Consider the following 25,961-nt stretch of genomic DNA (forward strand, 5'->3'; position numbering starts at 1 on the left):
TTAACCGACTCCTCCCTGGCATAGTTCCTGAACCAAATCCCATAAAATCTTAGAAATATCTCCAATTAAAATATAATCCCCCTGATTATCTGTCATTGTAGCTTCCTGATTTATAAGGATCAGCTTATCTTTCTTATAATACTGTAGTAACCCTGCTGCCGGATAAACTACTAAAGAAGTTCCACCTACAATCAAAACATCTGCCTTCCCAATGGCTTCAATAGCCCGGGAATATACCTTCTGATCTATCGGCTCTTCATACAGCACAACATCAAATCTTACAATTCCACCACATTCATTGCATTTTGGAACCCCCAGAGTTTCATAAGCATATTCTGATGGATATTCTTTTCCACATTCCATACAATAAAATTTCGTACTATTCCCATGAAACTCAATTACATTCCCTGAGCCTGCCACCTGATGGAGCCCATCAATATTCTGGGTCACGATTGCCTTTAATTTCCCCATCTTCTCTAATTTAACCAATGCCTTATGGGCATTATTAGGTTTGGCATCAGGATAATATAAATTGTTTCTTAGATAACGATAGAATTCTTCCGGATGTTTCATAAAAAAGGTATGGCTCAACATATATTCTGGAGAATAATTGTTTCCGGTCTGGCGATTATACAGACCTGTCGCAGAACGAAAATCAGGAATACCTGAAGCAGTGGATACTCCTGCACCCCCGAAGAATACAATATTGTCATTATCTTGCAAAATTTGTTTTACTTGATAAAAAGTATCCATATTCATAAAGGAACCCTTCTTTCAACTATTTATTCATGATCCTGTTACATTCACCAAATGCTTCACGCTTGGCTCATTATTTTCATTATATCATGAACAAGTTCATGATCTTGTTGCATTCGCCAAATGCTTCGCGCTTGGCTCATTGTTTTCATTATATCATATCAATGCAGATTGGGAGATCAAATACCCACAAAATATAGAAATTGAAACTGGGGACGAATATTATACTTAAACTCCGTCCCCAGTCGATTATTCCTTTATATTAAAATATTCACATACGGTTGCTCCCACATCCACTTTCACTGTTATTGATCCCTTAACTTTACAACCGCTGCCAGACCGTGATATTTTGTCTCCCATCTATAAACAAAAATCTTTCCATTCACGCAGTCAAATATTAAGGAATTACTCTCTGGTAAATCTGCTAACTTTTCTTCCTCTCCTGTTGCCAAGTTATAGGATGAAATCTGATATTCACGAAATAGGTATACAAAACCTTTCTCATATGCTACTATTCTTGGCATATTACTTTTGGTCTTGAATAGTTCTTTACTATCGCCTGTGATTGGGTCTACTTCTATTAAGGCATCAAATATACTATCACTTTGGTGTGGATTTACAACCTTAGGTGGTTTGGCATACTGAACTAGTAGATATAATTTTTTATCTTCCACTACATAATGACCAGGTAACCAATTATATTGCCCTATTTCATAATCATACAATGCAGAAATAGAACATGTAGTCGAATTATCAATAGGATAATATCCATCTAATGTCAGACCATAGATTATTCTATTAAGCATAAAGTATTCTTCCATACCTCCGTTATTAACAAAAATAATTCTATCATTTTGTAAAAACACTGTAGTTACTCGGATATTATCGGTTCCCAAATAGTCATCACCAAGCAGTAGATAATTCATAAATGGTTTAACATAATTATTAAAATCATATATATTTTGCACTTGTTTTCCCTCTAATAGAAGTTTTTGCAGATCTATTACAGTATCCCATTCTTTTTTTCCATCATCCAACCAATAGATTCGTGATATATTAGTAAAGTACGATACGAATATTCCTTCTTTATCTGCAGCAACATCAACAAAGCGACCTGTTAGTTCTGAAAAAAGAGAGTCTGTTTCCTTCGTATGTAAATCTGTTCGAAATAATTTTCCATCGATAATAAAATATAAATAATTATTAGTTACTGCAATATTTGTTGGATGTAGTTCATCACTACCGGATACTTCGATTGTATTAACAATTGGCTCACTACTCTCAATGGAATTACCATATTTATAGATATTTCCATTTGAATAATAATAGTCATCCTTTTCATTGGAACAGATAATGCCACTAGAGCTATGGGACAGTTTAGAATTAATATTATTTATTGGATAATATCCTGTTTTATCTCTATGAGTGCAGCCAGAAAACAATACGGTTATCAATATTCCCATTACTATATTAAATAATTTTCTATTCATCCTTTTGCTCCTTGCTTATTCTTATAGAGTTTAATTCTTTAACTCTACAACCGCTACCAGACTATAATATCCTGACTTCCGTTCATAAACAAATATCTTCCCACTGACACAGTCAAATGTTAAAGAATCTCTCTCTGGTAGATCTGCTATTTTTTCTTCCTCTCCTGTTACTAAGTTGTAGGCTGATATCTGATACTCACGAAATAGATATACAATTCCTTCCTCATAGGCTACTATTCTTGGCATATTACTTTTGGTCTTAAATAGTACTTTACTATCACCAGCTATAGGGTTTACTTCTATGATTGCATCAAAGATACTATCACGCTGATTGGTATTTACTATTTTAGGTGGTTTCGCATACTGTACTAACAGGTATAATTTATCATTTTCTACTACATAATGACCAGGCACCCAAGTAAACCGACTATTTTTAAACTCAGATATAGCAGTTATGGGATATATATCCTGACTACCAATTTCGTAATAACCATCTCGTGTTAAACAATAAAGCTTATTTTTTAACATGAATTGATTATCTGGAGACCTTGTATTTATATAAATCATCTTATCATCTTTCTCTGAAAAAATGCCGTTTATTTGGAAGCGATTGCTACCAAGTCGATCATCTCCTAGAATAAGTTTATACCTATATGAGCATACATAATTATAATAATCATTGATATTTTGATACCTGGAATCCTTTGTAAATAAATCCTGAATTTTATGTAATGACTTCCAATCTTTTTCTCCATCCTCCAACCAAAAAGTAAATTCATTCTCTGAATCAATAGCAATATATACTCCATCCCCTCCCGATACTACATCTGCAAAAGGTTCCTTTACTTCGCTAAAAAGTTGAATTGTTTCCTTTGTTTTTAAATCTGTACGATATAATTTCCAATCAATAATGAAGTATAAAAAATTTCTTGTTGCTTCAAACCCTAATGGATTAAGTTCATATGCTTTTGAAACTTTTACTGTATCTACTATTGGTTCACTATCTTCAATTGTATTATGGTATTTATAAATAATACCATCAGAATAAAAATAGTCATCCGTTCCGGTTGAATGAACAAGTCCATACATATTATATGATAATTTAGAGTTGATATTATAGACCTTATAATGTCCTGTCTTGTCCCTTTTTGTACAGCCGAATAGTAAAGTTACAAGTATCAATAAGTAAAATATTAGTATTTTCTTCTTACTCATTGTTTATCTCCTTTTTTATTCATCCATTAACTCTACAACCGCTACCAGACCGTGATATTTTGTCTCCCATCTATACACAAAAATCTTTCCATTCACACAGTCAAATATTAAGGAATCATTCTCTGGTAAATCTGCTAACTTTTCTTCCTCTCCTGTTGCTAAGTTATAGGATGAAATCTGATACTCACGAAATAGGTATACAAAACCTTTCTCATAGGCTACTATTCTTGGCATATTACTTTTGGTCTTAAATAGTTCTTTACTATCGCCCGTGATTGGGTCTACTTCTATTAAGGCATCAAATATGCTATCACTTTGGTGTGGATTTACAACCTTAGGTGGTTTGGCATACTGAACTAACAGGTATAATTTATCATTTTCTACTACATAATGACCAGGCTTCCAGTTAAAATGTACACTATCATAATTATCCAATGCTGATATATATTTTATCGATGAATTATCAATAGGATAATATCCATCTAATGTTAGACCATAAATCATGCCATTGAGCACAAAATATTCCTCTGCACTTCCGAAATTCCCTAAGTTAATTCTATTTTCCTTCTGTGAAAATGCACTGGTTACTCGAATATTATCGATTCCCAAATGATCATCTCCAAGTATTAGATAATTATTAAATGTGGTAATATAATTATTAAAATCATTTATATTCTGTACCTTTTCTCCCTCTGATAAAATTTTTTGAAGGTCTATAGCATTTCCCCATTCTTTTTTCCCATCATCCAACCAATAGATTCGTGATATATCAGTAAAGTACGATACAAATATTCCAGTTTTATCTGCAGCAACATCATCAAAACGACCTGTTAATTCTGAAAAAAGAGAGTCTGTTTTCTTCGTAAGTAAATCCGTTCGAAATAATTTTCCATCTATAATAAAATATAAATAATTGTTAGTTACCGCAATATTGGTGGGATAATATTCCTCACCACCGGGTACTTCGTATGTATTAACAATTGGTTCACTACTCTCAATGGAATTACCATATTTATAAATAATACCATTTGAATAATAATAATCTTCCTTTTCATTGGAACAGGTAAGTCCACTAGAGCTATGTGACAGTTTGGAATTAATATTATTTATTGGGTAATATCCTGTTTTATCTCTATGAGAACAGCCAGAAAACAATACGGTTATCAATATTCCCATTACTATATTAAATAATTTTCTATTCATCCTTTTGCTCCTTACTTATTCCTATTGCGGAGATAATTTTTCTCCTCTCATTTTTATTATTATTGGTTATTGACTCATAAAAACTTGGTTCTCCATTTACTATATCATCTAAATTATGAGAATAATACTGTCTATCATATTTCGTTATTGCAACAGTATGTGCTTGTTCAGTGATATCATATCTATCATTATATATTGTTACAATAATTGCTTCATAATCTTCCCCTAGCTGATTAAAATCACTCTCACTTGTAGATGTTATCATTTTCGTTTTATAACCATTTTCATCAAAATATTGTTTGATTGCGTTTGGATTATTCCCTAAGAAACCTTTTGCTGCAATTCCTTTTTTCTCATAATATTTTATTAAATCTGGAAATAAGTTGTCTGAAACAGATGAATTCAGATTTACCAAAGCATTATAGGTGGCGATTATTCCGCAACCTGATGAGTTAATATCACTCAACCCAAAGTCCAAGTTACCAAACAGTTCTTTTTTCTCTTGATGTTCTATGTAATTTTTTCCGTCTTCCCCTTGTACTAACAAATCACTGGAATTTTCTTTAAAGTACTCAGTATTTTTCTCATAATTTTTATTAATCCTGTCCTGGGATATTGCAAAGAGTGGCAAACTGATAAAGTCATAAAAATCTAATGCCAGATTATTACTAACATGACGCGGTATAAAAGCTTTCGCTTCTTCTATTCCATCAGCAATTCCGTCCTTAATATTATCCCTGGCATTTTCATATTGATCCTTGATAAAATCAACAACATTGTCACCCATCTTTATTGTTGCCCTCACTAAGTCATTATCTAAATATTTACCTTCTTTGTACCAGTTCTTAATTTCTTCAGTAATATCTGGCAGATCGAATTCAATATTATCATGCTTGCTTTTTAAGAATCTTGTTAATGCATTGGAATTTGTAATTTCTGTTCCCACATAAGTGAAAAAATTGGTAAATATATTTTCTTTCATGCCATATGTATTTTTAAAATTTCCTGATAAGGATTCGATAGCAACTTTTACATTATTATCTGCTATCATGCAACTATTTTTAAATGTTCCCATATTATATGCAAGTGTCTGGAAATCATCTTCCTTCTGCCTTAATTGTTTTAGTTTCTCATGAATGAGGTCATCCGCCTCATCAATATTATTTGTCCATTCACCACTATAATTTCTTAGTTTATTACTTACTTCACTTTCCAGCGTTTCTGCATATTCTTCTAGCATAATTGCAGTCTTTTTGGCTGACTTTATTACATCGTCAAGATCATTATAAGATACCACCAATCTACTCATATACAACTCCCCCTTTTCACATTATTTTATTTATTAAATAAAAACATTCCCCTTTATAATTTTATACTAATTTAATAGTAAATTATTGTCAAGCTTTTAGAAATTAATTCCGGTTTCCCCAGAAGTGAAAAAAGCTTCTAATGAGATAGCTATATATTCTCACTAAAAGCTTATACATAATAAAAATCAACTATTTTATTCTATTTAACCAATCCTATATAACTTTAATCTTTATTTCGCTCTATTATATTGGGCAGGCCAGTCTATCTCTTCCCTTACTTCTTTTCCGGCGTGTAATGGCCAATATGGATTTCTTAAAAGTTCACGGCCAATAAATACGAGATCCGCCCTCTCATTACGAAGGATTTCCTCCGCCATAGATGATGAAGATATTAATCCTCCCGTAATCACAGGCAGCTTAGCCTCTCTTCGGATGGTCTCTGCAAAAGTTGTCTGATATCCCGGATATGCTTTTACCGGAACATCCACAACGCCACCGGAACTTACATTTACAAGATCAATTCCCTGTCTCTTGATTGCTTTCATGATTCTGGCTAAATCAGTGTCATGATTTCCGCCTTCTGCATAATCTTCCGCAGATACCCTTACAATAATCGGTTTCTCTTTTGGCCAAACAGTAGTCACTTCCTGGAGGATATCTTTCAGGAAGCGATAACGGTTCACTATACTTCCACCATATTCATCCGTCCTTGTATTCGTAAGTGGTGATAAAAATTCACTGATTAGATATCCATGAGCGGCATGTATCTCGACCACATCAAATCCAGCCTGATCTGCTCTCCTTGCGGCTTCTTTAAACGCAAGGGAAACAGTCTGAATGTCATCTTTGTTCATTTCTATTGGTAATCTGTATTCTGAATTAAATGGAATGGAACTTGGAGCAATACAATGTTCTTCCTTCACTTCCGATTTTCTGCCTGCATGTCCTAATTGTATTCCCACTTTTGTCCCATACTGATGACAGGCTTTCACAATTTTACTTAATCCTTCAACCTGCTCGTCTTTCCATATACCAAGGTCCTTATTTGTAATACGTCCTCTGCTTTCCACACCAGTTGCTTCCAGTATGATAAGACCAGCTCCACCTATGGCTCTGGTAGTATAGTGGATATAATGCCAGTCGTTTGGATTACCGTCATTGTCAGCGCTGTACATGCACATTGGCGGCATAACAATGCGGTTCTTTAAGGTAAGGTTTTTTAGTTGAAAGGGTGAGAATAATATTGACATGGGAGGCCTCCTTACAGTCATTAAATGAATATTTAAATAATAGTATGATATAACACAATTCAAGTATAATTATTAATAAAAGTTTTTATTAACCCTCTACTTAAAATATATTAGTATTTAATATCAACTTTAACCCTTGTAGTAGACTAATAATTAAATCTTCCACTATTTCTTATCATTTGCATCATATTTACTTGTAATTCAAACAACTGTCTGTGTTTCTTTGCTTCCGTATCCAAAATAAGCCCACACATAAAAAATTGTATTGCACCAACTGCCATAAAGGAAGATACTACAACAGACGGTATTCTTGTAACTAACCCTGTTTGCAAAAATCCTATAAAGGCAGGTATAAATAATGCTCCTGCAAAAACTCCAAGAAATAATGCGATTGTGCCAAAAAAAGCATATGGCTTATAATCTTTAAATAATCTAAATATTGTTGATATTACTTTATATCCATCTATGTATGTATTTAATTTCGATACACTCCCATCAGGTCGATCACGATATGTTACTGGAATTGATTTGAGATTTAAGTTTTTATCTAATGCATGTATCGTCATTTCAGTTTCAATTTCAAAACCTTTTGATAAAACTGGAAATGATTTTACGAAAATTGGACTGAATGCACGGTAACCTGTCATAATATCTGTAATATTACCTTTAAAAAATAAATTAACAAGCTTTCTAACCATTATATTACCTAAATTATGAAATGCTCTTTTATTTTCTTCAAAATATGTAGATGATAATCTATCTCCTATAACCATATCAACATTTTTATCTAAAACTAATGAAACCATCTCTCTAGCATATTCAGGAGGATAAGTATCATCACCGTCTATCATTAAATAACAATCTGCATCAATATCTCTAAACATTGTTCTAATAACATTACCCTTACCCTGTCTGTATTCATATTTTACAATAGCGCCAGCTTTTCTAGCAATTTCATCCGTACTGTCCGTTGAGTTGTTATCATAAACATAAATATCTGCTTCTGGTAGGACATTCTTATAATCTTTTACAACCTTTTCTATTGTCTTACTCTCATTGTAACATGGAATTAAAACAGCTATTTTGGCATTATTTATACTAGTATCCATTCTTTTATTCCTTTCTCATTAGTTACTATTGAAACTTATTTTTATCTTTTTAATTATATTAAAAATTAATATTCCAAGGAAAATTGTAAAAAGAGAAGAACTTGATAACAAGTACGCCATAGACGCACCTCGAATACCATAGGTTTTTACAAAAAACGCTGAAGCAAATGTTGCTGTAATCGCAATTGCACCATAAGCTGTTAAAATACTTTTTTGTTTTCTAATAGCAGCCAATACATTATATAAAAAATTAACACCTGCGCTAAATGTACCACCAATAAGTAAAATTACAAATTCTATTCTATACTCTCTTATATCTACTGAATATATTAAAGATAACACTTCTACACCTATAAAATAGGAAATTAAAATTACAAAAAATGATATAAATATAATTAAGCTTATTAATTTAACAATCATATATATGAACTTTTTCATTTCAACTTTATCCCAATATACCGCTAGATTCGTAAGTAATGGTTTAAAAGCGAATTCGCTAAATAGGTTAATAACAAAGGAAGGCATAAATAATATACTATAAAATGTCTGAAATTCATTTAACATATATTTATCAATGGCATTCTTTGGTGTATTATAAATATATAAGGATAAAAAGGAACCTGCAAAAAGTGCAAAACATTGAATAAATAATCTTTTAAGATTATTATAATTCCAGCTAAAATTAATATCTGTAAATTTAGTGGTAAATGGTATATTAATTAAAATGCAAAAGACTATTGATAATAGTGAGGTTAGTAAACATGTGATTAATAAGTTTTTAAATACTAAAATTATTACTGTAAATAATAGCATTGTAAAAAAATTGCGAAAGGCTAATAACTTACCAGCTACATCCATTCTAAAATTCTGTTGAAATAAGCCATGAAACACATCCTCAACTGCATCAACCATTTTAATTAAGCACACAAAAAATATTATTATTGATTTTTCAATTGTATATCCACTCACAATAATATAAATGACACTACTAATTATCATCGCAAAACTAGTAATTAACCTTGATGTTAAATATGTAGAAAATGAAAATTCTTCGCGTAAATCAGTTGCTTGATATGCTCTCATACCATATCTTCCAATTGTCAACATTAATTGTGCTATAGCAAATGCGATTGAAAATATTCCTGCTTGGCTTGCACCACAAATACGGGTAACCACCATTAATAAATAGAAAGAGGATCCAGCACTACATAAACTACCTACTATATTCCAAAAAAACACCTTTTTACTTGATACAATTTCTTTATTATTCACAATTCACACACTTTCATTTACTTTTTCTTTCCAAAAACAATTGCATATACTTTTCCAGCTAAAGTATATAAGCCGAACATCCTTAGATAGGGCGTTAGTATTCTTTTCGCATTACTAGAAAAAGTCCCTCCTGAATATTTTCTAATAATAAAATTACCACCATATCTATGATATTCATTCCAAAACTTAATTCTATTTTTGGGTTTAGCACTAGAATATTCTAGATGAGGTTGCCAACATTCTTTCTGGTTGCTTAATACAAATCTTATATTACTCTTAATTGCCTCAAACCACTTATTACCCTTTTCACTATTAACTAAGACTAATGATATTCCTTTATCTTTATCAAATATTTTATTATTTTCTTCAAAGTTCCAAAAATCAGCTAAAGTTATATCGGTAACTCTATTAAAACTAGTATACTTACATTCGTAACAACTTGGCCTAACGGGTAGTAAACTTAAGAATAATTTATTAAATGAATATTTAGAATTACACTCTTTACTGTAATCGCATTGTTTAAATTCTGCCAATACTTTTTGGGATTTCCATCCTTCTTTTTTATTTCTCATACTATATTTTACAAGTTTATCATCAAATTTATTTTCAATAAACTCGACATACTCTTTCCAAATTAATGGGCTAGTTACTGCATGGCAAATATTATCGCAAGTATATAATTTATCAATATTTACTTTCCTTTTTTCCAAATAATTCAATAAACCTGCATTTTGACATGGAGTTCCTGTAAACATAACAATTATATTATTTTTTAAATCTTCTTCAACTTGCTTAAATGTTGATGAAATATTACTTTGCACATATTTTGACCCATGAAACTTGTCCCGTGTTTGACTATCAGTAGCACGATTATGAGAAACAATAAAATTATCATCAAACATAACTCCATATACAACACCATTATTTTCTAATATCCAGTCTGAAAGAGCTGTAAACATCCCTCCAGAAGAACTATTAAATACAATATCTTTAGAATTATGTGATGCAGCATAAATTTCCGGAATATTTTCACATTTATTATATTCTTTATATTGAGGGCAGGTCTTCTTACATAATCCACAGTCATTACAAATTTTATCATCAATTACTGGATAATAAAAACCTTCTTCATCTTCTATCATTGTTATTGAATTTTTTGGACAAACATTTTCACATGCTGTACAACCAGTACAAAAATCTTTATCTTTATAAAGAATCATAAAATTCCTCCCTGTTAATTTAAATTAACATATTTTTTAAACTTTCAATTGATTTTTCCCTGGCAATATTAATTCTTTCATTTATAACAGTATAATCAATATCTTGTGTTAATTGAACTTTATAATCATTACTAATAATTCTATCTTTTAATCCAAATTGAGATAAAAAATTTTCTGCTCTTGAATTTTTATGTTGACCAGATACTTCAGCAAAGAAATTTTTATTAAACAAAACAGAAAAAATAATTCCATGAAATGAATCTGATACAATATACTTTGCATTTTTAAATAATCCTAACCATTCCTTAGGACCAATATTAATTAATGGTCTACACTTTATAGACTTCCCTAATGGGAATGGAATAAATAGAATCTCACAGCTTGTTTCACGAGATAATTTTTTAGTAAAATTAATTAACCTTTTGGAAAATCCCAATTGATATACTAGAATATACTCTTTTTTCCGTTTAATGTCACTAGAAACATTGATCCAATCATCCTGAGTTAATAAAAGGGTAGGATCTAAAACAACCTCTGGAACTTGTCCAATTAAATCGTTTACGATATTAGCACCTTGCTTTTCACGCACTAATATCTTATTGAATTTACTCAATAACTTAGCATATTCTTGCCTGTATTGATTCTGAATATTACTTAAACCAAAACTTGCAGCATAACTTAATTTTTTCTTATTGTCATTAACAAATTCTAAAAAGTAATTTTTGTCAAAATTAGTCAACTTATAATTCCAAACCTGATCACTGCCTGAAATATAATAATCATATGCATTAGATAAACTATTAATATTAGAATTATTTACACTGATACTATAATTCATAAGTTTACGAAATTCATTGCATCTTTTTTTTCTAGGAAGGTAACATATAAACCCAATAACCCCAAAGAGATATGTAAAAAAGCCCTTTTGCTTTAAATTTATATATCTGTAAGGCTTACTGATATAATTGCAATTATAATCAATAATTTCTGACTCACATCCTAGATTATATAATATTTTTTGCAAAGCATAACTTTGAAGTATAGCACCATAATTGTTATAATTATGAAATGTGATAATTCCTACTTTCATTTGCTCTCCTTTAATATCTTCCTATACTTTAATAAATGATTATCACATACATAACTAATTGCAATTGACCAAAAAGCAGTGATTAATATATATGCTGGTGATAAATATAATGTATTAATTGCATCAAATGCAGATATATGCGCATATACAACTCCAAATAATAACACAAAGTATGAAGCTATTAAGGCTGTTAGTATTAACCAAATACTTAAATTGCTATAATTTTTAACTTTAATTTGCTTAAATAGCAGAAAACTTATATATATATATACTGTGATACCAATTAATATTAAAAGTGTACCTGTTACTTGGTATAATGAGATTATTATGTTCAATTTTTCTATGCATTTGTATGCTGATTTTAAATAATTAACTTTATTAACTTTATTAGTAACATTGTCAAAGTTAAAGGTATAAATATCATTACTATCATATGTTACTGAACCATCCAATGGAATATTTTTTATTAAATTTCCGTCTGTATCATATGCTGCCAGAAAATATAAACCGTCTGATGCAAGAGTCTTACTAGTAAATGAAAATCTGGCACTTTTTGCATTTTCATATATTTCACCTTGTTTCTTAAAATATTCATAAAGATCGTCACTTTTTTCGATGTTAATATCTTCTATGATATTTAAATCTTTATCAATTATTTTTAATTGTACATCTTTTTCTTTATGATATATGAACCAACCATTAACTTGAACTGGGTATATAGCATTATTTTTAGTAATATTTTCAAAACTAAGAATGCCTCCAGTTCTATTTTGTGTACTAACACCAGTTGCAGCCCTAACATTATCATAATCTATCGTAAATAAAACAACATTCCAAATTTCTTTTATTATCTTCTTAGTATAACCGCCGCGCCAAGGAGACATTGATTTAATAGGCATCGTTGGTTTTCTTTCAAGTATTCCTGTATCTATAGCAACTTCTATTTCTTCATATATTTTCTTATATAATTGATTAGCAAACTGCGCGTTTTTATAGCCTCCATAAGAATTAACCGCTGAACGAAAAGACCATGTAAACCATCCATCTTCAACTTCATTATCATACTTATTTCTATCATACTTACTCCATGTATCTAATGAAGATTCAATATATGGTTTCATGTCTAATAATGTCGGACTTACTGCATAAAGTCTATTCCATTTTTCTCTAGGTACAGAAACATATTCTATATCTTCTTTACATGTAACTGAATAAATACTAGATTTAGCTTCTTTAAAATAACTTCCAATCGGTTCAGTTCTAAGATAAACGCCATAATTATTATAATTAATTAATGAAATTATATTATTCCCAACAAAAAGAAACATTAATGGTAACATTATAATTATAATATTAATTATTTTGTTTTTTATTAACTTTAATACTATAATTAAATTTATAATAGTAACAACAATAATAAAAGGCATTAACCATATTGCATCTTCTCTTGTATTAAAAAATGATAAAATTGTTAGTCCCGCTAAGATTGACCATGGTAAAATATTTAGTCTGTTACTCTTTAATCTAAAATATATAGCTATAAGACAGCCCATGATAATCATTACTTGGGCCTGAGTTATACTATTACGATAGACCCTCTGAATAACTTGAGAATCAAACATAATTGGATTAAATATTAAAAATGTAAAAATTATATAAAGATATTTACTATTCTTAAATAAATCTTTAAGACTATATACAAATATAAAGCAACCAATTATATATAATATTGTCACTCCAGTTATATAAGATATACCCAATTTATAAAAAAAAGCTAGCATGAGTGGAAATATCATTCCCTTTTGTAAAATTAAATAATTATAGCTTCCTAGCCATTTTCCATCAAGTAAACTGTATGCCATATTTACCATCATATTATCATCATAATCTGCGTCAGATAATGCTATAATTGGCAAATGCTTAACTAATTCTATTCTTAAAATAACTACTATAACTACATATAACCATAGAAGATATTTCATAATCATTTTTTTTTGTTTCATTTTAATAGTTCCTTTCACTACAAATTTATATTATCTAGACTTAAAAATATACACCTGCTAATCTTTCCTATGTTTTAATATCTTGTATTTATATTTGTGTTTTATAAGCTTTCTTAATAGAAAATTGGTTCTGTTCCAATGTACTTTTAAATATTCTTCTTTAATCTCTTTAAAAACCTTTTCTTTATTTAAGGCTGGATTGTTGCTTCCTTTTTTTATTAATGCAAAAAAATCTTCTAATACAATTTTTACTTCGATATCAGCAATATCTTTTAGTCTCCGGAAACTATTAGTATCATGTAAACGATAATAGTATTTTGTGTTTGCAATATATTCAGGCTCATCAATAATGCATGCTCGAAGAATAAAATCCCAATCATGGATATACTTATACTCTCTAAATCCTTTAAGTTTTTCGTATAATTCCTTAGTAAATAACATGTTACCAGTAGATATTGCAATATTCTGCCTTAGTAGAGCATATGATACATAAGGATACTTATTTACTTCCATAGGTAAGCTACGAAATTTTTCAGCTTCTTCTGTTGAACTAATTTTAGAATTTCCATCGATAATCTCCACATTAGAAAACATAATTTGTTTATTACCTGTTTTCATCTTAGGAACCATACAAGAAAACCTATTTCTTTCATATAAATCATCAGCATTTATAATTGCTATATATTTGCCTTTTGCTTCCATTACTCCTTTATTAATAGAATAATGCGCTCCTTTGTTTTCTTCATTTTCTATGTAAACTATATTAATAAATCTTTTTATAATATTATCCTGATTCAAAAATGATTTTATAATTTGTCTACTATTGTCCTTAGAATAATCCTCTACTACAATCAATTCAATCTCTTTATAATCCTGATCAACAATTGATTGCATACATTCAACAATATATTTTTCATAATTATAGGAAGGTATAATAACACTTACGATATCTTCATTCATTTCTTTCTCCTTAATAATTGGAATCAAGAGATTCTTTTGTTACTTCTAAGTAAGCTCGTCCATATTTTTCATCTGGCTCCAGATGTGTACCTTCCGCCCACTCATTCCATGCATTAATAAATATATATTGCTCATCTTCATTATTATAAGTCTTAGTATAGTCAATAAGTCCTGATACCCATTTTTTATATTCATTTGGATCAGAATAATGAAAAATATTAGAAGCATTTTTTCGTCTAGCCGTATTATCCCAGCTTAGCATACATCCTCTAAAAACTTTATAATAATTAGGCTTTTTATTTAAGCATCGAGCAACTACATCTCTATAGTCATAAATATTTCCCAAAAAATTCTTATTTAGTTTAGGCATCTGAGAAGCGATGTTTCCTGTAACTATGCTATGAGGTGGAAACTCTACAGCTGAATCTCCCCCATACATCATAGGGTTAGTTAAGCCAAAAGTTTGTACGAGTGAAACATGTAACTCGTTAATTCCATTTTCTTTACATTTTTCTTTCCATACTTTAATTGTCTTCTTTAAGTCAGGGAATAGTTCTGCTCTATAAATTAGGAGAATAGGTGCATTACCTAATTTAATATATCTTTCATCTTTAAGAATAGGTATAATATCTTCTATAAATTTATTATCGTTTTCTTCATTATGCTCTTGCTTTATAAGAATTTCTTGATCTTGGCCATTCCATCTTCTACTCCAAGTTTCATTTGCCCAGCATATACAAAATGGGAAATCGAGACTTTTATCTTTTAATACTCTATCTAAAGGTTTCTCCATTAATCTTTTACCATTAAACCAATAATAATAATAACAGAAACCATATATTCCATACTCTTTTGCAAGACTTATCTGCTTATACTGAATTGAAGGATCGTTTATTAAGTCATAATAACCAAGTTCGCCTGGATTATGTGGTTGATAATGCCCCTCAAATAAAGGTTTTCCACTCCTCGTATTAGTCCACTCTGTAAAACCCTTTCCCCACCACTCATCATTTTCCGGAAATGTATGAAACTGCGGAAGATAAAATACAATTGGTTTTACATTACTATTTGCTTTATTTGTCAGTCGATAATGATAAAGTACTTTATTTACAATATAAATTTCTTTAATCTCTAAATTATTTTCTATATATTTATCAAACATAGTTTCATGTATTGTTATCGATTTTCTAAGAATTAATTCTATTGGTCTATTATATTGAACCGCAAATCTCTTATAAAATGGAGCAATATATTCTCCATCACAAATTCGATCCTCATCACTTGTTACAACTAATAAACCAGAATGATCAAGTGCTTCATAAATTATAGACATAGCTGAGGAAGCTAATGTATCACCACCAGAAATTAAAGTGATAAAACTATTAGTTAAACCTTTTACGTTCTGATATAAATATTGTATTACTCTTTTATTTTCATTTAATTCTTCCTCTAATATGATTATGTCTATTTGAGCATTACTATCTAATGTATCATACTTTAAAAGGTTTAGAGTATTTGTTAAAATAATAATTCGATTAACCTTTTGATTATTAATACTATTTAATGTTGGATCTAACTCATTTTGTTTTAATATACTGGAAGTAGCATTTAAAACAATAACCATATTGTATTTATTTTGGGGGATATAGTTAAAATTATCTTCTTGAAATATATATGGTTCTATTAAACTTTCTTCTAAGAAATTATCTTGCTTGCTACCAAATCTACTCATTATTCTTTGAAATGTTGTAATAAATCCATCCCTTTTAAAACTCTTTATTACCTTTTTGAAATTATCTAAAGAAACTTTTTTTTGATAAGACTCTTTTATTATTTCTTTCATATTTATCTCATAAATACCAAGTTCTTTATCTTTATCCATAAAATGAATTTGAAGATAATTTACTTTTTTAGAAATATCTTCTACTATTGCTTGTATTCCACAATTAAGTGCATTTTCGCTATTATCAAAATATTCATATACATCATTTCTTACTTCAAATGCTAAATCTATAGGATAAATTTTACCCTTCTCATCAGTAATCTTTATATTAATTTTACTATCACTATCAAATGCCCAACCTTTTATTTTCAATAAATAATTATTTTTATCTTTTGCAATTTTCATATTCTCTATATAGTAATTTAACAAATGGATTCCTCCTAGGTTATAGTTTAAATATAATATTTTTACTCATTTTAATAGATAGATAATCAGCTCCAAAACTCTGAATATTGGCCTCTTTTTATCAGATGCTTCTTATAATACTTCCATAATCTGCTTTTCTGTATGTTTCTAATATATTCATCTCTTATATCTATATTACGCTCAAATTCTTTTACTTTTATATCTAATTCATTCAATTGAGACTTTAATAAATCTAATGTATTCTCATTTGAATATATATATTTAGATAATTCTAAAGATAACTCAGATGGTATCATTTTAATAAAATATTCTAATTCAATAAGGTTTGTCCCAGGATCAATAGTATTAACATATATTTGTGGATCGCTTGTTATAAATAGAACTGTTTTTTCTGTTATTTTATAACCATTACTATTATACTTTAAAGGATAATAATTATTATTGGAACCTACAAATTTTTCAATTATAATAATATTGTAGTCACTTGCAGGATCAATCCTTAATTGCTTAATATTTTCTTCTATTTTAATTTTAATGTATACCTTCCCATTATCATCTGGAGTGATATAATGTTTGGTTGAATTAGATTCACTAAATCCTTCTCCATAATCATAATATATTTGTACTTCATTTCTAATTTGATTTTGTTCTGCATCTTTTACGAAGTAACTAACATCATAACATTTACCATGTATATTATTATAAATTTCCCAACTTGTTAATGAATTTCCGATAATATAATTTTGAAAATTTCGTTCCATCACTTCATATTGCTCTATCTCATTATCACTAATTTCCAATAACTTCATTAATTCTAAACTTAACAATTCACTTCTTTTTGATGATGTATTAATATAATAAAAAATAGCACGATATATTGTAAAATTAATAGGAACAGGGAAATTAAAAGTCCATTCATAGTCTATTAAGTTCCATTTTTCATTAATTATAATATTCGAAAATATAATATCAATATTACTTACTGAACTAGCTAATAAATTACTTGATAAGTTTACGTTACCAAATACTTTAGTGAAATCTTCAGTAATTACAAAAGGCTTTTGTTCCTTTATACTAGTCACTTTATCTCTATAATATTTAATCAGATTTATAATATCTTCTACACGATCTAATTCTATTAAGTCATCTAGCTTTTTTTCTAATGTTTCGCCTTGTAAATATTCGAATTTAACAAAGCCTTCTTTAAATTCACATTTATTTATATTTAATATATCTTGTTCGTAATAATAACATAATTTTTTATAAGTGTTATACATGTTATTCACATGATTTTTCGCTTTTTCAGTTAAAGGTGTTTTGTATAGGATAAAATTATCACTCTCATCTTTTGTTATACTAGTTCTGATTTTAAATTCATCATCACGTTCGTTAGAATATTTTGAATATATAATTCTTTCCATACATTATCCCTCACTTTTTGTTAGAATTAGCAAATATGAATTTGAATATAGCGGAAATAAATTGTTTCTAATAACTGTATCATATGCTTTACTTTCATCAAAAGTAATCAACCTATCCATATCATAATTTCTTATGTTATTATTAAGTGATCCTACTTGTGGCAAATAATCATCTGAATATATAGTAGTTGTAAACTTATAGTCTGGATATGGGTAATAAAATTTAAATTCTTTAAAACCTGCATTATTGCAAATTTCCTCTAATTCCAATTTTGTAAATGTTTTTACCCCTTTTGATTTCGTATATCCTTCAATACTTTCATAATATTTTCCTACATGATCCTCTTTGGATCCTGCCCAATATTTCATACCAATTTTATTTTCTATGGCAATAATAATCCTACCATTTTTCTTTAGATGCTTACTTATTATTTTTAGAAATTCTAAATATGGTTTATCAGATTGTATATAATATTCTCCGTATTCAAAAACACCAATTAGAGTGATATAATCATACTGTTCAGTTAATTCTTTCTCTACATCTTGAAAATTACCTACAATTATATTAATATTTGATTTGTCTTTATTACGGTAAGCATTTATCTCACTTCTCTTTTTTGATAAATCAATACATGTTATTTTTTTACACTTATTAGCCAAAGCACCTGTAATCGCACCACATCCAGAACCAATTTCCAATACTGAGGAATTTTCATTAATTGGAATCCATTCAACTATATTAGTTCTTAAGTTTGATAAATGATAAAAAATTGGCCAACTCTTTTCCTGCATAATAATTTTCTCGTATTCGCATTGTGGCCTATATTTAACAATGTCAAGAATTATGTCTTCTACTTCTCCATCACTATATAAATCAATACCCTTATAAAACTTATAATTCATTTTGACATTACCTATAAAGTCTTCCAATATTGTTCCTCCTTACCTCACTATTTTATATTGACTATAGAATTCATATCGTAGTATCCAATTGTATTTTTATCGGATATTACTGTTATATTACAAATATCGTATAATCTATGATATACATCAAAATCTCCTGCTCTATACCCTGTACATCCAAGTGATAATAAATATTCTCCACCTTGAAGATCTATTTTTTGCATAAAGCTAATTTCTTTAACCATGTCTATTTGAGTTTTTAAAACTCCGATCTTTTCAATCATTGAATTGGTCCCTGTTATTTCAGTACCTCTTAAATCTTTAATAGTAAAAGCAAATATGGGGTCTTGTATTTCTGCATTAAATTTAACTTTCATTTTTAGCGTAAACGTCCTCCCCTTAATAAAGTTATTGGTTATATTACCTTTATCATCAAATAGACCAAAATCAATAATCTCAGCCAAATAATTTCCATAGGAATTAGTATTAGGATTTATAATCAATCTATTTTTCCATTGGTCTTGCATATTCGTTTTCACAATATCACTTTTTTGATTTTCATCGTCTAATTGATTTACTAATACTTTTTTATACAAATCAATCATATCTGCAGCAGATCCCTCAGCTACTAGATTTCCTCTATTTAATAATATTACCCTGTCACAATATTTTGCAATGCTACTAAGATCATGACTAACAAAAAGAATTGTTTTTCCTCTTTCTTTAAATTCTTCAAATTTCTTATAACATTTAGCTTGAAAAAAAACATCCCCTACAGATAGAGCTTCATCAACAATTAAAATCTCAGGATTAATATTTATAGCAACAGCAAAAGCTAATCTCACAAACATACCACTAGAATAAGTTTTAACAGGTTGATTAATAAAATCACCAATATCAGCAAATTGAATAATATCATTAAGTTTATTTTCGATTTCTTCTCTTGTAAATCCAATCATAGTGCCATTTAAATATATATTTTCAATACCAGTGTATTCCATATTGAAGCCAGCACCTAATTCTAACAATGCTGATATTCTTCCATGTACCGTTGTATTTCCTTTACTTGCATTTAGTACTCCTGTAATTATTTTTAGCAAGGTAGATTTTCCAGACCCATTTGTACCAATAATTCCAACAGTTTCCCCTTTATGAATAGAGAAACTAACATTTTTTAATGCATAGTGTTCTGTATATAATAATTTTTTACTTATTCCTAAAGCTTCTTTTAATCTATCTGTTGGTTTTTGATATAATTTATAAATTTTACTAATATCATCAATTTTTATTGCAACATCTTTCATTATCTTACCTCTTATTACAGTACATCTGCAAAATGTACTTTTAGTTTTCTAAAAATTATCATTCCAATACCGAATAAACATAAAGTTACTACCCAAAAATAAATAGTTAAGTTAGTCTTTTCCCAAAACCATACATTTCTGATTAAACTATCCCTATAACCTTCTGTTATATAGTATAAAGGATTTATTTTTAGTAACCATTGGTACTTTACAGGTAACATTGTATAGCTCCATAAAATTGGTGTTATCCACATGCCAATCTGAAGTAATATTCCTACTATTTGACCTAAATCTTTAAAAAATACAATAACTGAACTTGTTATATATGAAATGCCCAGTACTAATATTGCCATACAAAAAGAATAATAAATTAATTGCAAAGTATATATATTCGGATAATATCCATAAATGCTGTAAATCCCTATTGCAAATAATACAAAAAATACATGTACAAAAAGTGCTGAAATAACTTTTACAACAGGTAATATACTAATTTTAAAAACCACCTTTTTTACTAAGTAACTATATTCCAACATACTATTCATTGCATTGGTAATTGCCTCCTGAAAATAAAACCAAGGTACTATTCCAGCCACTAACCACAAAATAAATGGAAAGTTGTCCAAAGGCGAAGATTTAAAGCCTACTTGAAAAACAAACCAATATAATAATACTATAACAATAGGTTGAACAAATGCCCATGTTATTCCTAAATAAGATCCTGCATATTTTGTTTTAAAATCATTTTTCGCTAAATTCCAAATTAGTATTCTACTATTAAATATACTATATATAATACTTTTTATATAGTAGAATTTTTTAATGACAATCAATATTAATGATGATATCAGGATACACATTGCTAATTTCAATAATATGTTTATAATTTGTAAATTACTTAATAAACGGTTATAATCATTTTGGTCTAATTCAAGAGTAAAATATGGATCATTTCCATTTGTAGTAACATTTATAATATTATTAACCTGTTGAATATTTTCTATATTATAATTAGATGATTCATTACCACTATTAACATTAACTTTTATCGTTTTCCATAAAAGTTTCATTTTAAAATCTGATAACTTTATTGATGTTATTTTATCTCCAACATCTAATCTTAATTGAGAAGTATTTGAGGGTATTATAAAATCTAAAGTTTGTTCATTTTTAACATATGTATATTCACTATGGGATGATTCGCGCTCATTCCATAATCCATTCTTACTATAAAAGACCTGGTATATGTTTCTTTCATCTGAAAATGCAGTAAAAGAAAACGTTACTTGTTCTCCGATATTAATATCAACTGACGTGTAAATTAAGTAGTTAATTGTTATTAAACATAACGCTGTCATAAAAATTTTTACTATTGATTTCATTATATTTACCCTTCACTAAATAATTACATGGAATTATTTAGTCCATGTTATTTATTTCTAATACGTCTATATATATTTCTTTAATATATCCTTCCAGATTGGAAGTCTTTTGAATCTTCCAGCATTGACTTTATAGCAAAGTTCTTTGTCATCTTCTGCTCTATCAACCACAGTATAAGCAGAACAGTGTATGACGACTGTTCGTTTATATTTATTAATATAGTTTCTGATATGATTATGATTAGTAATATCAAAATCATCAATATCTACACCTGTATACTCAATACTTCTATTTTTAAGGTATTTCACAACATCATGTCCTAGTTGTGCTTTTACGTCTGTTACTAAGACTTTCATGTCACTCTCCCTTATAACTTATTTAATATAAAACTATCTATTTCCATACATCTTGTCATAATATTTCTGATATTCGCCGCTAATAATGTTTTCCCACCATGACTTATTATCAAGGTACCATTTAATTGTCTTCTTGATTCCTTCATCAAAAGTAGTCGTTGGTTCCCAGCCAAGTTCATTCTTAATCTTTGTAGGATCTATAGCATAACGCATATCATGGCCGAGTCTGTCAGTAACATAGCTTATTAAATCTTCACTTTTACCAAGTTCCCTAATTATAGTTTTAACGACTTCAAGATTTGTTCTCTCATTGTGTCCACCAACATTATAGATTTCTCCTACTTTACCTTTGTGAATGATCATATCAATAGCGATGCAATGATCTTCTACATATAACCAATCACGAACATTTTCTCCATTCCCGTATACAGGTAAAGATTTATCATTTAATGCATTAGCAATCATTAAAGGAATCAACTTTTCTGGAAAATGATATGGGCCATAGTTATTGGAACATCTTGAGATTGTAGCTGGTACTTTAAATGTTCGACAATAAGCTTGTACTAATAAATCTGCCGATGCTTTTGATGCAGAATATGGACTAGAAGTGTGAATTGGTGTTTCCTCTGTAAAGAATAAGTCTGATCTGTCAAGCGGTAAGTCACCATATACCTCATCTGTAGAAACTTGATGATATCTCTTTATTCCATACTTTTTGCAAGCATCTAAAAGTACACCAGTACCTAGAATATTCGTCTGCAAGAAGATACCAGGGTCAGCAATAGAACGATCTACATGACTTTCCGCGGCGAAGTTTACAATTACATCAGGTTTTTCCTCTTCAAATAATTGATATATAAAATCCCTATCTGAGATATCACCTTTCACAAATTTAAACTTAGGATGATCCATTACTGATTCTAAAGTTTCAATATTCCCAGCGTATGTTAATGCATCTAAGCAAATAATATTATAACTAGGATATTTTGTGGTCATATGGTGAATAAAATTCCCGCCTATAAATCCTGCTCCACCTGTTACTATTATCTTCATATCTATTTCTCCTCATATTTGAAATCCACATCACTCTCTCGTAATGTTGGTGCATTTGCATCCTTCTCGGAAAGAATCGGGTTATCAATTTCCCATTCTATATTGATATCAGGGTCATTCCATATTATATTACGATCTGATTGGGGTGCATAATAATTATCTGCCTTATATAAGAATTCTACATCATCAGTCAGCGTTAAGAAAGCATGAGCAAACCCTCTTGGAATTAGTAATTGCCTGTAATTAGTCTCTGATAATTCTACTGCAACCCATTTCTTATAAGTTGGAGAATCTTCTCTTAGATCAACAGCCACATCAAGCACAGCGCCTCTCGCACATCTTACAAGCTTTGCCTGAGCATCTTCACCTTTTTGAAAATGCAGTCCCCTAAGCGTTCCTTTCTCAGCAGAAAAAGAATGATTATCCTGTACAAAATCATAATGCAGTCCAGCTTCTTCCATGGTTTTGTTGGACCAGCTTTCCATGAACCATCCCCTTTTATCACCAAAAATTTTAGGTTCTAATATGTATACATCTAATACGTCTGTTTTTATAACATTCATGTTAATACCTTCTTTAATATATAATTTTTCCTTCCGCCACCTTTTTAAGATGTGCTCCATAAGTAGATTTACCATAAAGATCTGCTGATTGTATCAATCTATCTTTGTTAATCCATCCATTTTTATAAGCAATTTCTTCAATTGCAGCAATCTTAACACCTTGACGATTCTCTATTACTTTCACAAATTCTGTAGCATCTGACAAAGAGTCAACAGTACCAGTGTCTAACCATGCATAACCACGACCAAGTGTTACAACATTTAAAGTTTTATCTTCCAGATACATTCTATTAAGATCTGTTATCTCAAGTTCACCTCTATGGGATGGTTTTACTTGCTTAGCCAATTCACATACTCTGTTATCGTAGAAATACAGGCCTGTTACACAATAGTTAGATTTGGGATTCTGCGGTTTTTCTTCTATTGATATTGCTTTCCCATTCTTATCAAATTCTACAATACCAAATCGTTCTGGGTCATCTACATAATAACCAAATACAGTTGCTCCCATATCTCTATTAGCAGCCTCCTTAAGATGCTTCGTTAGACCATTTCCATAGAAGATGTTATCACCTAGTACCATGGCACAGGAATCTCCATCAATAAATTTTTCTCCTATAATAAATGCTTGTGCAAGCCCATCTGGAGAAGGTTGTTCTGCATAGTTAAGATTAATTCCATAATTAGAACCATCCCCTAATAATTTAGTAAAATTAGGCAAGTCTTGAGGTGTTGATATAATTAAGATATCTTTTATCCCAGCTAACATAAGTGTTGAAAGCGGATAATAAATCATTGGCTTATCATATACTGGAAGTAATTGTTTTGATGTTACCATAGTAAGTGGATATAATCGTGTTCCAGATCCACCAGCTAATATAATTCCTTTCATTATAATTCTCCTTATATCATAATTTTTATTATTGTATCTTTAAATAAACATGCTCTATATATTTTATCATATGAATCACTGTTTCTTCCTCTTCTCTTTCATTACCTTAAAACTTATATAAATATCCCCTAGTATAGCACGTTTTGTTAGATATGCATGAAATCTTAGATCTTGTAAAATCAAGATCAAAAAACGTTCATCTTCTATATTTTTAATACGAATTTTGCTTACGTAAATCAATTTGTCTATAAATTTTTTGATGGTGGTTGAAACATCTTCTTGATTGAATATCTCCAATAATTGCTCCATTGAATCTTTTATCTCTGTCACAATACGAATACGCCGAATCTTCTCATCTATTTTTCGATTACTGGCTGAAGAGCCAACAGCATTAGCCTGATGCTGTCTATATTGAGTCAAAATTCTATCCCATAAATACATCGCTCCATTCATAGATGCATACTGATTAAGAAACCAGTCATGAGAAATATTATTTGGTAGCATTGATGGAATATTATCTAATAATGTTCTTCGAATTGCCATTGCCATGCCAGGATACTTTGGATGTATCATAAATTTTTTCCAAGAAATACGTTTTAATGCTCCATTATTTTTAAATACTACATTTCTTATATCCTGATAAACATTACCACATTCATTAATCAATTCATAGGCTGTAGACAATGACATGATTCCTGAATTATTTACCAGTACTCTACTCATTTTCTCTATCTTATCCTGATACCATATATCATCTTGATCGGATAGGAATATAAATTCTCCCGTTGCAAAATGAATAGCATCCCAGAAATTTTTACCATATCCAAGGGTTTTCTCATTCTGACTGATATATATTATATCTGGATACTTTTTCTTATATAAATTTAAAATATGCCAAGTGCCATCCTGGGAGCCATCATCAAAAATTACGATTTCATCGGGTTTGACTGATTGATTCAGAATAGAATCTATCTGCTCAACAATATATTTTTCTCCATTATAGGTAGCCATAACTACTGATATTCGCATTTTATTACCATTTCTCCTGTTTTTTCATTT

22 protein-coding genes are annotated in these 25,961 nt (G+C 29.4%); all 22 read right to left on the reverse strand.

Annotated elements, in window-relative coordinates:
- The 22 genes from EDD66_RS00365 to EDD66_RS00470 all read right to left on the reverse strand — a co-directional run bounded on the left by EDD66_RS00365 (window position 1) and on the right by EDD66_RS00470 (window position 25,931).
- Window positions 1-753 carry an NAD-dependent protein deacylase gene (locus EDD66_RS00365; RefSeq protein WP_123608044.1) on the reverse strand — a complete coding sequence of 251 codons (753 nt, stop codon included), beginning with the start codon at window positions 751-753 and terminating at the stop codon, window positions 1-3.
- A gap of 308 nt (window positions 754-1,061) precedes the next feature.
- Window positions 1,062-2,246: a hypothetical protein gene (locus tag EDD66_RS00370; protein WP_123607560.1), complete on the reverse strand. Its 1,185-nt coding sequence runs from the start codon at window positions 2,244-2,246 to the stop codon at window positions 1,062-1,064.
- A 30-nt stretch (window positions 2,247-2,276) separates the two neighbouring features.
- The gene (locus EDD66_RS00375) at window positions 2,277-3,461 is read right to left on the reverse strand and encodes a hypothetical protein (protein WP_123607561.1); all 1,185 of its coding nucleotides are present in this window, start codon (window positions 3,459-3,461) and stop codon (window positions 2,277-2,279) included.
- Window positions 3,462-3,476: 15 nt separating this feature from the next.
- On the reverse strand, window positions 3,477-4,664 hold the full coding sequence (locus tag EDD66_RS00380) for a hypothetical protein (protein WP_123607562.1): 1,188 nt from the start codon (window positions 4,662-4,664) through the stop codon (window positions 3,477-3,479).
- On the reverse strand, window positions 4,657-5,973 hold the full coding sequence (locus tag EDD66_RS00385; protein ID WP_123607563.1) for a C39 family peptidase: 1,317 nt from the start codon (window positions 5,971-5,973) through the stop codon (window positions 4,657-4,659). The genes EDD66_RS00380 and EDD66_RS00385 overlap by 8 nt, the downstream gene beginning before the upstream one ends.
- Window positions 5,974-6,204: 231 nt before the next feature.
- Window positions 6,205-7,224 (reverse strand): NADPH dehydrogenase NamA, encoded by a 1,020-nt coding sequence (gene namA / locus EDD66_RS00390; protein WP_207667733.1) that lies wholly within the window; start codon window positions 7,222-7,224, stop codon window positions 6,205-6,207.
- Window positions 7,225-7,370: 146 nt separating this feature from the next.
- A complete protein-coding gene (locus EDD66_RS00395; protein WP_123607564.1) occupies window positions 7,371-8,333 on the reverse strand; it encodes a glycosyltransferase family 2 protein in 963 nt (320 codons plus the stop codon).
- Window positions 8,334-8,351: 18 nt separating this feature from the next.
- Window positions 8,352-9,605: a lipopolysaccharide biosynthesis protein gene (locus tag EDD66_RS00400; RefSeq protein ID WP_123607565.1), complete on the reverse strand. Its 1,254-nt coding sequence runs from the start codon at window positions 9,603-9,605 to the stop codon at window positions 8,352-8,354.
- 17 nt (window positions 9,606-9,622) lie between these two features.
- Window positions 9,623-10,825 (reverse strand): Coenzyme F420 hydrogenase/dehydrogenase, beta subunit C-terminal domain, encoded by a 1,203-nt coding sequence (locus tag EDD66_RS00405; RefSeq protein WP_123607566.1) that lies wholly within the window; start codon window positions 10,823-10,825, stop codon window positions 9,623-9,625.
- Between the two features lie 19 nt (window positions 10,826-10,844).
- Window positions 10,845-11,915 (reverse strand): polysaccharide pyruvyl transferase family protein, encoded by a 1,071-nt coding sequence (locus tag EDD66_RS00410; RefSeq protein ID WP_123607567.1) that lies wholly within the window; start codon window positions 11,913-11,915, stop codon window positions 10,845-10,847.
- Window positions 11,912-13,918 carry a hypothetical protein gene (locus EDD66_RS00415; protein ID WP_123607568.1) on the reverse strand — a complete coding sequence of 669 codons (2,007 nt, stop codon included), beginning with the start codon at window positions 13,916-13,918 and terminating at the stop codon, window positions 11,912-11,914. The genes EDD66_RS00410 and EDD66_RS00415 overlap by 4 nt, the downstream gene beginning before the upstream one ends.
- 57 nt (window positions 13,919-13,975) lie before the next feature.
- Window positions 13,976-14,878 carry a glycosyltransferase family 2 protein gene (locus tag EDD66_RS00420; protein ID WP_123607569.1) on the reverse strand — a complete coding sequence of 301 codons (903 nt, stop codon included), beginning with the start codon at window positions 14,876-14,878 and terminating at the stop codon, window positions 13,976-13,978.
- A 10-nt stretch (window positions 14,879-14,888) separates the two neighbouring features.
- The gene (locus EDD66_RS00425; protein ID WP_123607570.1) at window positions 14,889-17,030 is read right to left on the reverse strand and encodes a glycosyltransferase WbsX family protein; all 2,142 of its coding nucleotides are present in this window, start codon (window positions 17,028-17,030) and stop codon (window positions 14,889-14,891) included.
- A 62-nt stretch (window positions 17,031-17,092) separates the two neighbouring features.
- Window positions 17,093-18,448, reverse strand: coding sequence for a hypothetical protein (locus tag EDD66_RS00430; RefSeq protein WP_123607571.1), 1,356 nt, complete (start codon window positions 18,446-18,448; stop codon window positions 17,093-17,095).
- Between the two features lie 3 nt (window positions 18,449-18,451).
- Entirely contained in the window at window positions 18,452-19,378 is a 927-nt protein-coding gene (locus EDD66_RS00435) for a class I SAM-dependent methyltransferase (RefSeq protein ID WP_123607572.1), read from the reverse strand.
- Between the two features lie 20 nt (window positions 19,379-19,398).
- A complete protein-coding gene (locus tag EDD66_RS00440) occupies window positions 19,399-20,655 on the reverse strand; it encodes an ABC transporter ATP-binding protein (RefSeq protein ID WP_123607573.1) in 1,257 nt (418 codons plus the stop codon).
- A 14-nt stretch (window positions 20,656-20,669) separates the two neighbouring features.
- Window positions 20,670-22,037, reverse strand: a complete 1,368-nt coding sequence (locus tag EDD66_RS00445; protein WP_243115272.1) for an ABC transporter permease — start codon at window positions 22,035-22,037, stop codon at window positions 20,670-20,672.
- 66 nt (window positions 22,038-22,103) lie between these two features.
- Complete coding sequence (locus tag EDD66_RS00450; RefSeq protein WP_123607574.1) at window positions 22,104-22,394, reverse strand: sugar nucleotide-binding protein; 291 nt, start codon at window positions 22,392-22,394, stop codon at window positions 22,104-22,106.
- Between the two features lie 33 nt (window positions 22,395-22,427).
- Window positions 22,428-23,447 (reverse strand): dTDP-glucose 4,6-dehydratase, encoded by a 1,020-nt coding sequence (rfbB, locus tag EDD66_RS00455; protein WP_123607575.1) that lies wholly within the window; start codon window positions 23,445-23,447, stop codon window positions 22,428-22,430.
- 2 nt (window positions 23,448-23,449) lie between these two features.
- Window positions 23,450-24,010, reverse strand: coding sequence for a dTDP-4-dehydrorhamnose 3,5-epimerase (gene rfbC, locus EDD66_RS00460; RefSeq protein WP_123607576.1), 561 nt, complete (start codon window positions 24,008-24,010; stop codon window positions 23,450-23,452).
- A 13-nt stretch (window positions 24,011-24,023) separates the two neighbouring features.
- Complete coding sequence (rfbA, locus tag EDD66_RS00465) at window positions 24,024-24,902, reverse strand: glucose-1-phosphate thymidylyltransferase RfbA (RefSeq protein ID WP_123607577.1); 879 nt, start codon at window positions 24,900-24,902, stop codon at window positions 24,024-24,026.
- 75 nt (window positions 24,903-24,977) lie between these two features.
- Entirely contained in the window at window positions 24,978-25,931 is a 954-nt protein-coding gene (locus tag EDD66_RS00470) for a glycosyltransferase family 2 protein (RefSeq protein WP_123607578.1), read from the reverse strand.
- Between the last annotated feature and the right edge of the window lie 30 nt (window positions 25,932-25,961).

This window comes from Mobilisporobacter senegalensis, assembly GCF_003752155.1.
In the GTDB taxonomy this organism is placed as follows: domain Bacteria; phylum Bacillota; class Clostridia; order Lachnospirales; family Lachnospiraceae; genus Mobilisporobacter; species Mobilisporobacter senegalensis.

Bases quoted from the DNA above. Each gene is read 5' to 3' on its own strand.
- EDD66_RS00385 (WP_123607563.1), bottom strand. From the start codon at position 5,973: ATGAGTAGATTGGTGGTATCTTATAATGATCTTGACGATGTAATAAAG.
- EDD66_RS00420 (WP_123607569.1), bottom strand. From the start codon at position 14,878: ATGAATGAAGATATCGTAAGTGTTATTATACCTTCCTATAATTATGAA.
- EDD66_RS00450 (WP_123607574.1), bottom strand. From the start codon at position 22,394: ATGAAAGTCTTAGTAACAGACGTAAAAGCACAACTAGGACATGATGTT.
- EDD66_RS00410 (WP_123607567.1), bottom strand. From the start codon at position 11,915: ATGAAAGTAGGAATTATCACATTTCATAATTATAACAATTATGGTGCT.
- EDD66_RS00380 (WP_123607562.1), bottom strand. From the start codon at position 4,664: ATGAATAGAAAATTATTTAATATAGTAATGGGAATATTGATAACCGTA.
- EDD66_RS00405 (WP_123607566.1), bottom strand. From the start codon at position 10,825: ATGATTCTTTATAAAGATAAAGATTTTTGTACTGGTTGTACAGCATGT.
- EDD66_RS00430 (WP_123607571.1), bottom strand. From the start codon at position 18,448: ATGGAAAGAATTATATATTCAAAATATTCTAACGAACGTGATGATGAA.
- rfbA (WP_123607577.1), bottom strand. From the start codon at position 24,902: ATGAAAGGAATTATATTAGCTGGTGGATCTGGAACACGATTATATCCA.
- EDD66_RS00470 (WP_123607578.1), bottom strand. From the start codon at position 25,931: ATGCGAATATCAGTAGTTATGGCTACCTATAATGGAGAAAAATATATT.
- EDD66_RS00415 (WP_123607568.1), bottom strand. From the start codon at position 13,918: ATGAAACAAAAAAAAATGATTATGAAATATCTTCTATGGTTATATGTA.
- rfbC (WP_123607576.1), bottom strand. From the start codon at position 24,010: ATGAATGTTATAAAAACAGACGTATTAGATGTATACATATTAGAACCT.
- EDD66_RS00365 (WP_123608044.1), bottom strand. From the start codon at position 753: ATGGATACTTTTTATCAAGTAAAACAAATTTTGCAAGATAATGACAAT.
- EDD66_RS00370 (WP_123607560.1), bottom strand. From the start codon at position 2,246: ATGAATAGAAAATTATTTAATATAGTAATGGGAATATTGATAACCGTA.
- EDD66_RS00375 (WP_123607561.1), bottom strand. From the start codon at position 3,461: ATGAGTAAGAAGAAAATACTAATATTTTACTTATTGATACTTGTAACT.
- rfbB (WP_123607575.1), bottom strand. From the start codon at position 23,447: ATGAAGATAATAGTAACAGGTGGAGCAGGATTTATAGGCGGGAATTTT.
- EDD66_RS00440 (WP_123607573.1), bottom strand. From the start codon at position 20,655: ATGAAAGATGTTGCAATAAAAATTGATGATATTAGTAAAATTTATAAA.
- EDD66_RS00445 (WP_243115272.1), bottom strand. From the start codon at position 22,037: ATGAAATCAATAGTAAAAATTTTTATGACAGCGTTATGTTTAATAACA.
- namA (WP_207667733.1), bottom strand. From the start codon at position 7,224: ATGTCAATATTATTCTCACCCTTTCAACTAAAAAACCTTACCTTAAAG.
- EDD66_RS00395 (WP_123607564.1), bottom strand. From the start codon at position 8,333: ATGGATACTAGTATAAATAATGCCAAAATAGCTGTTTTAATTCCATGT.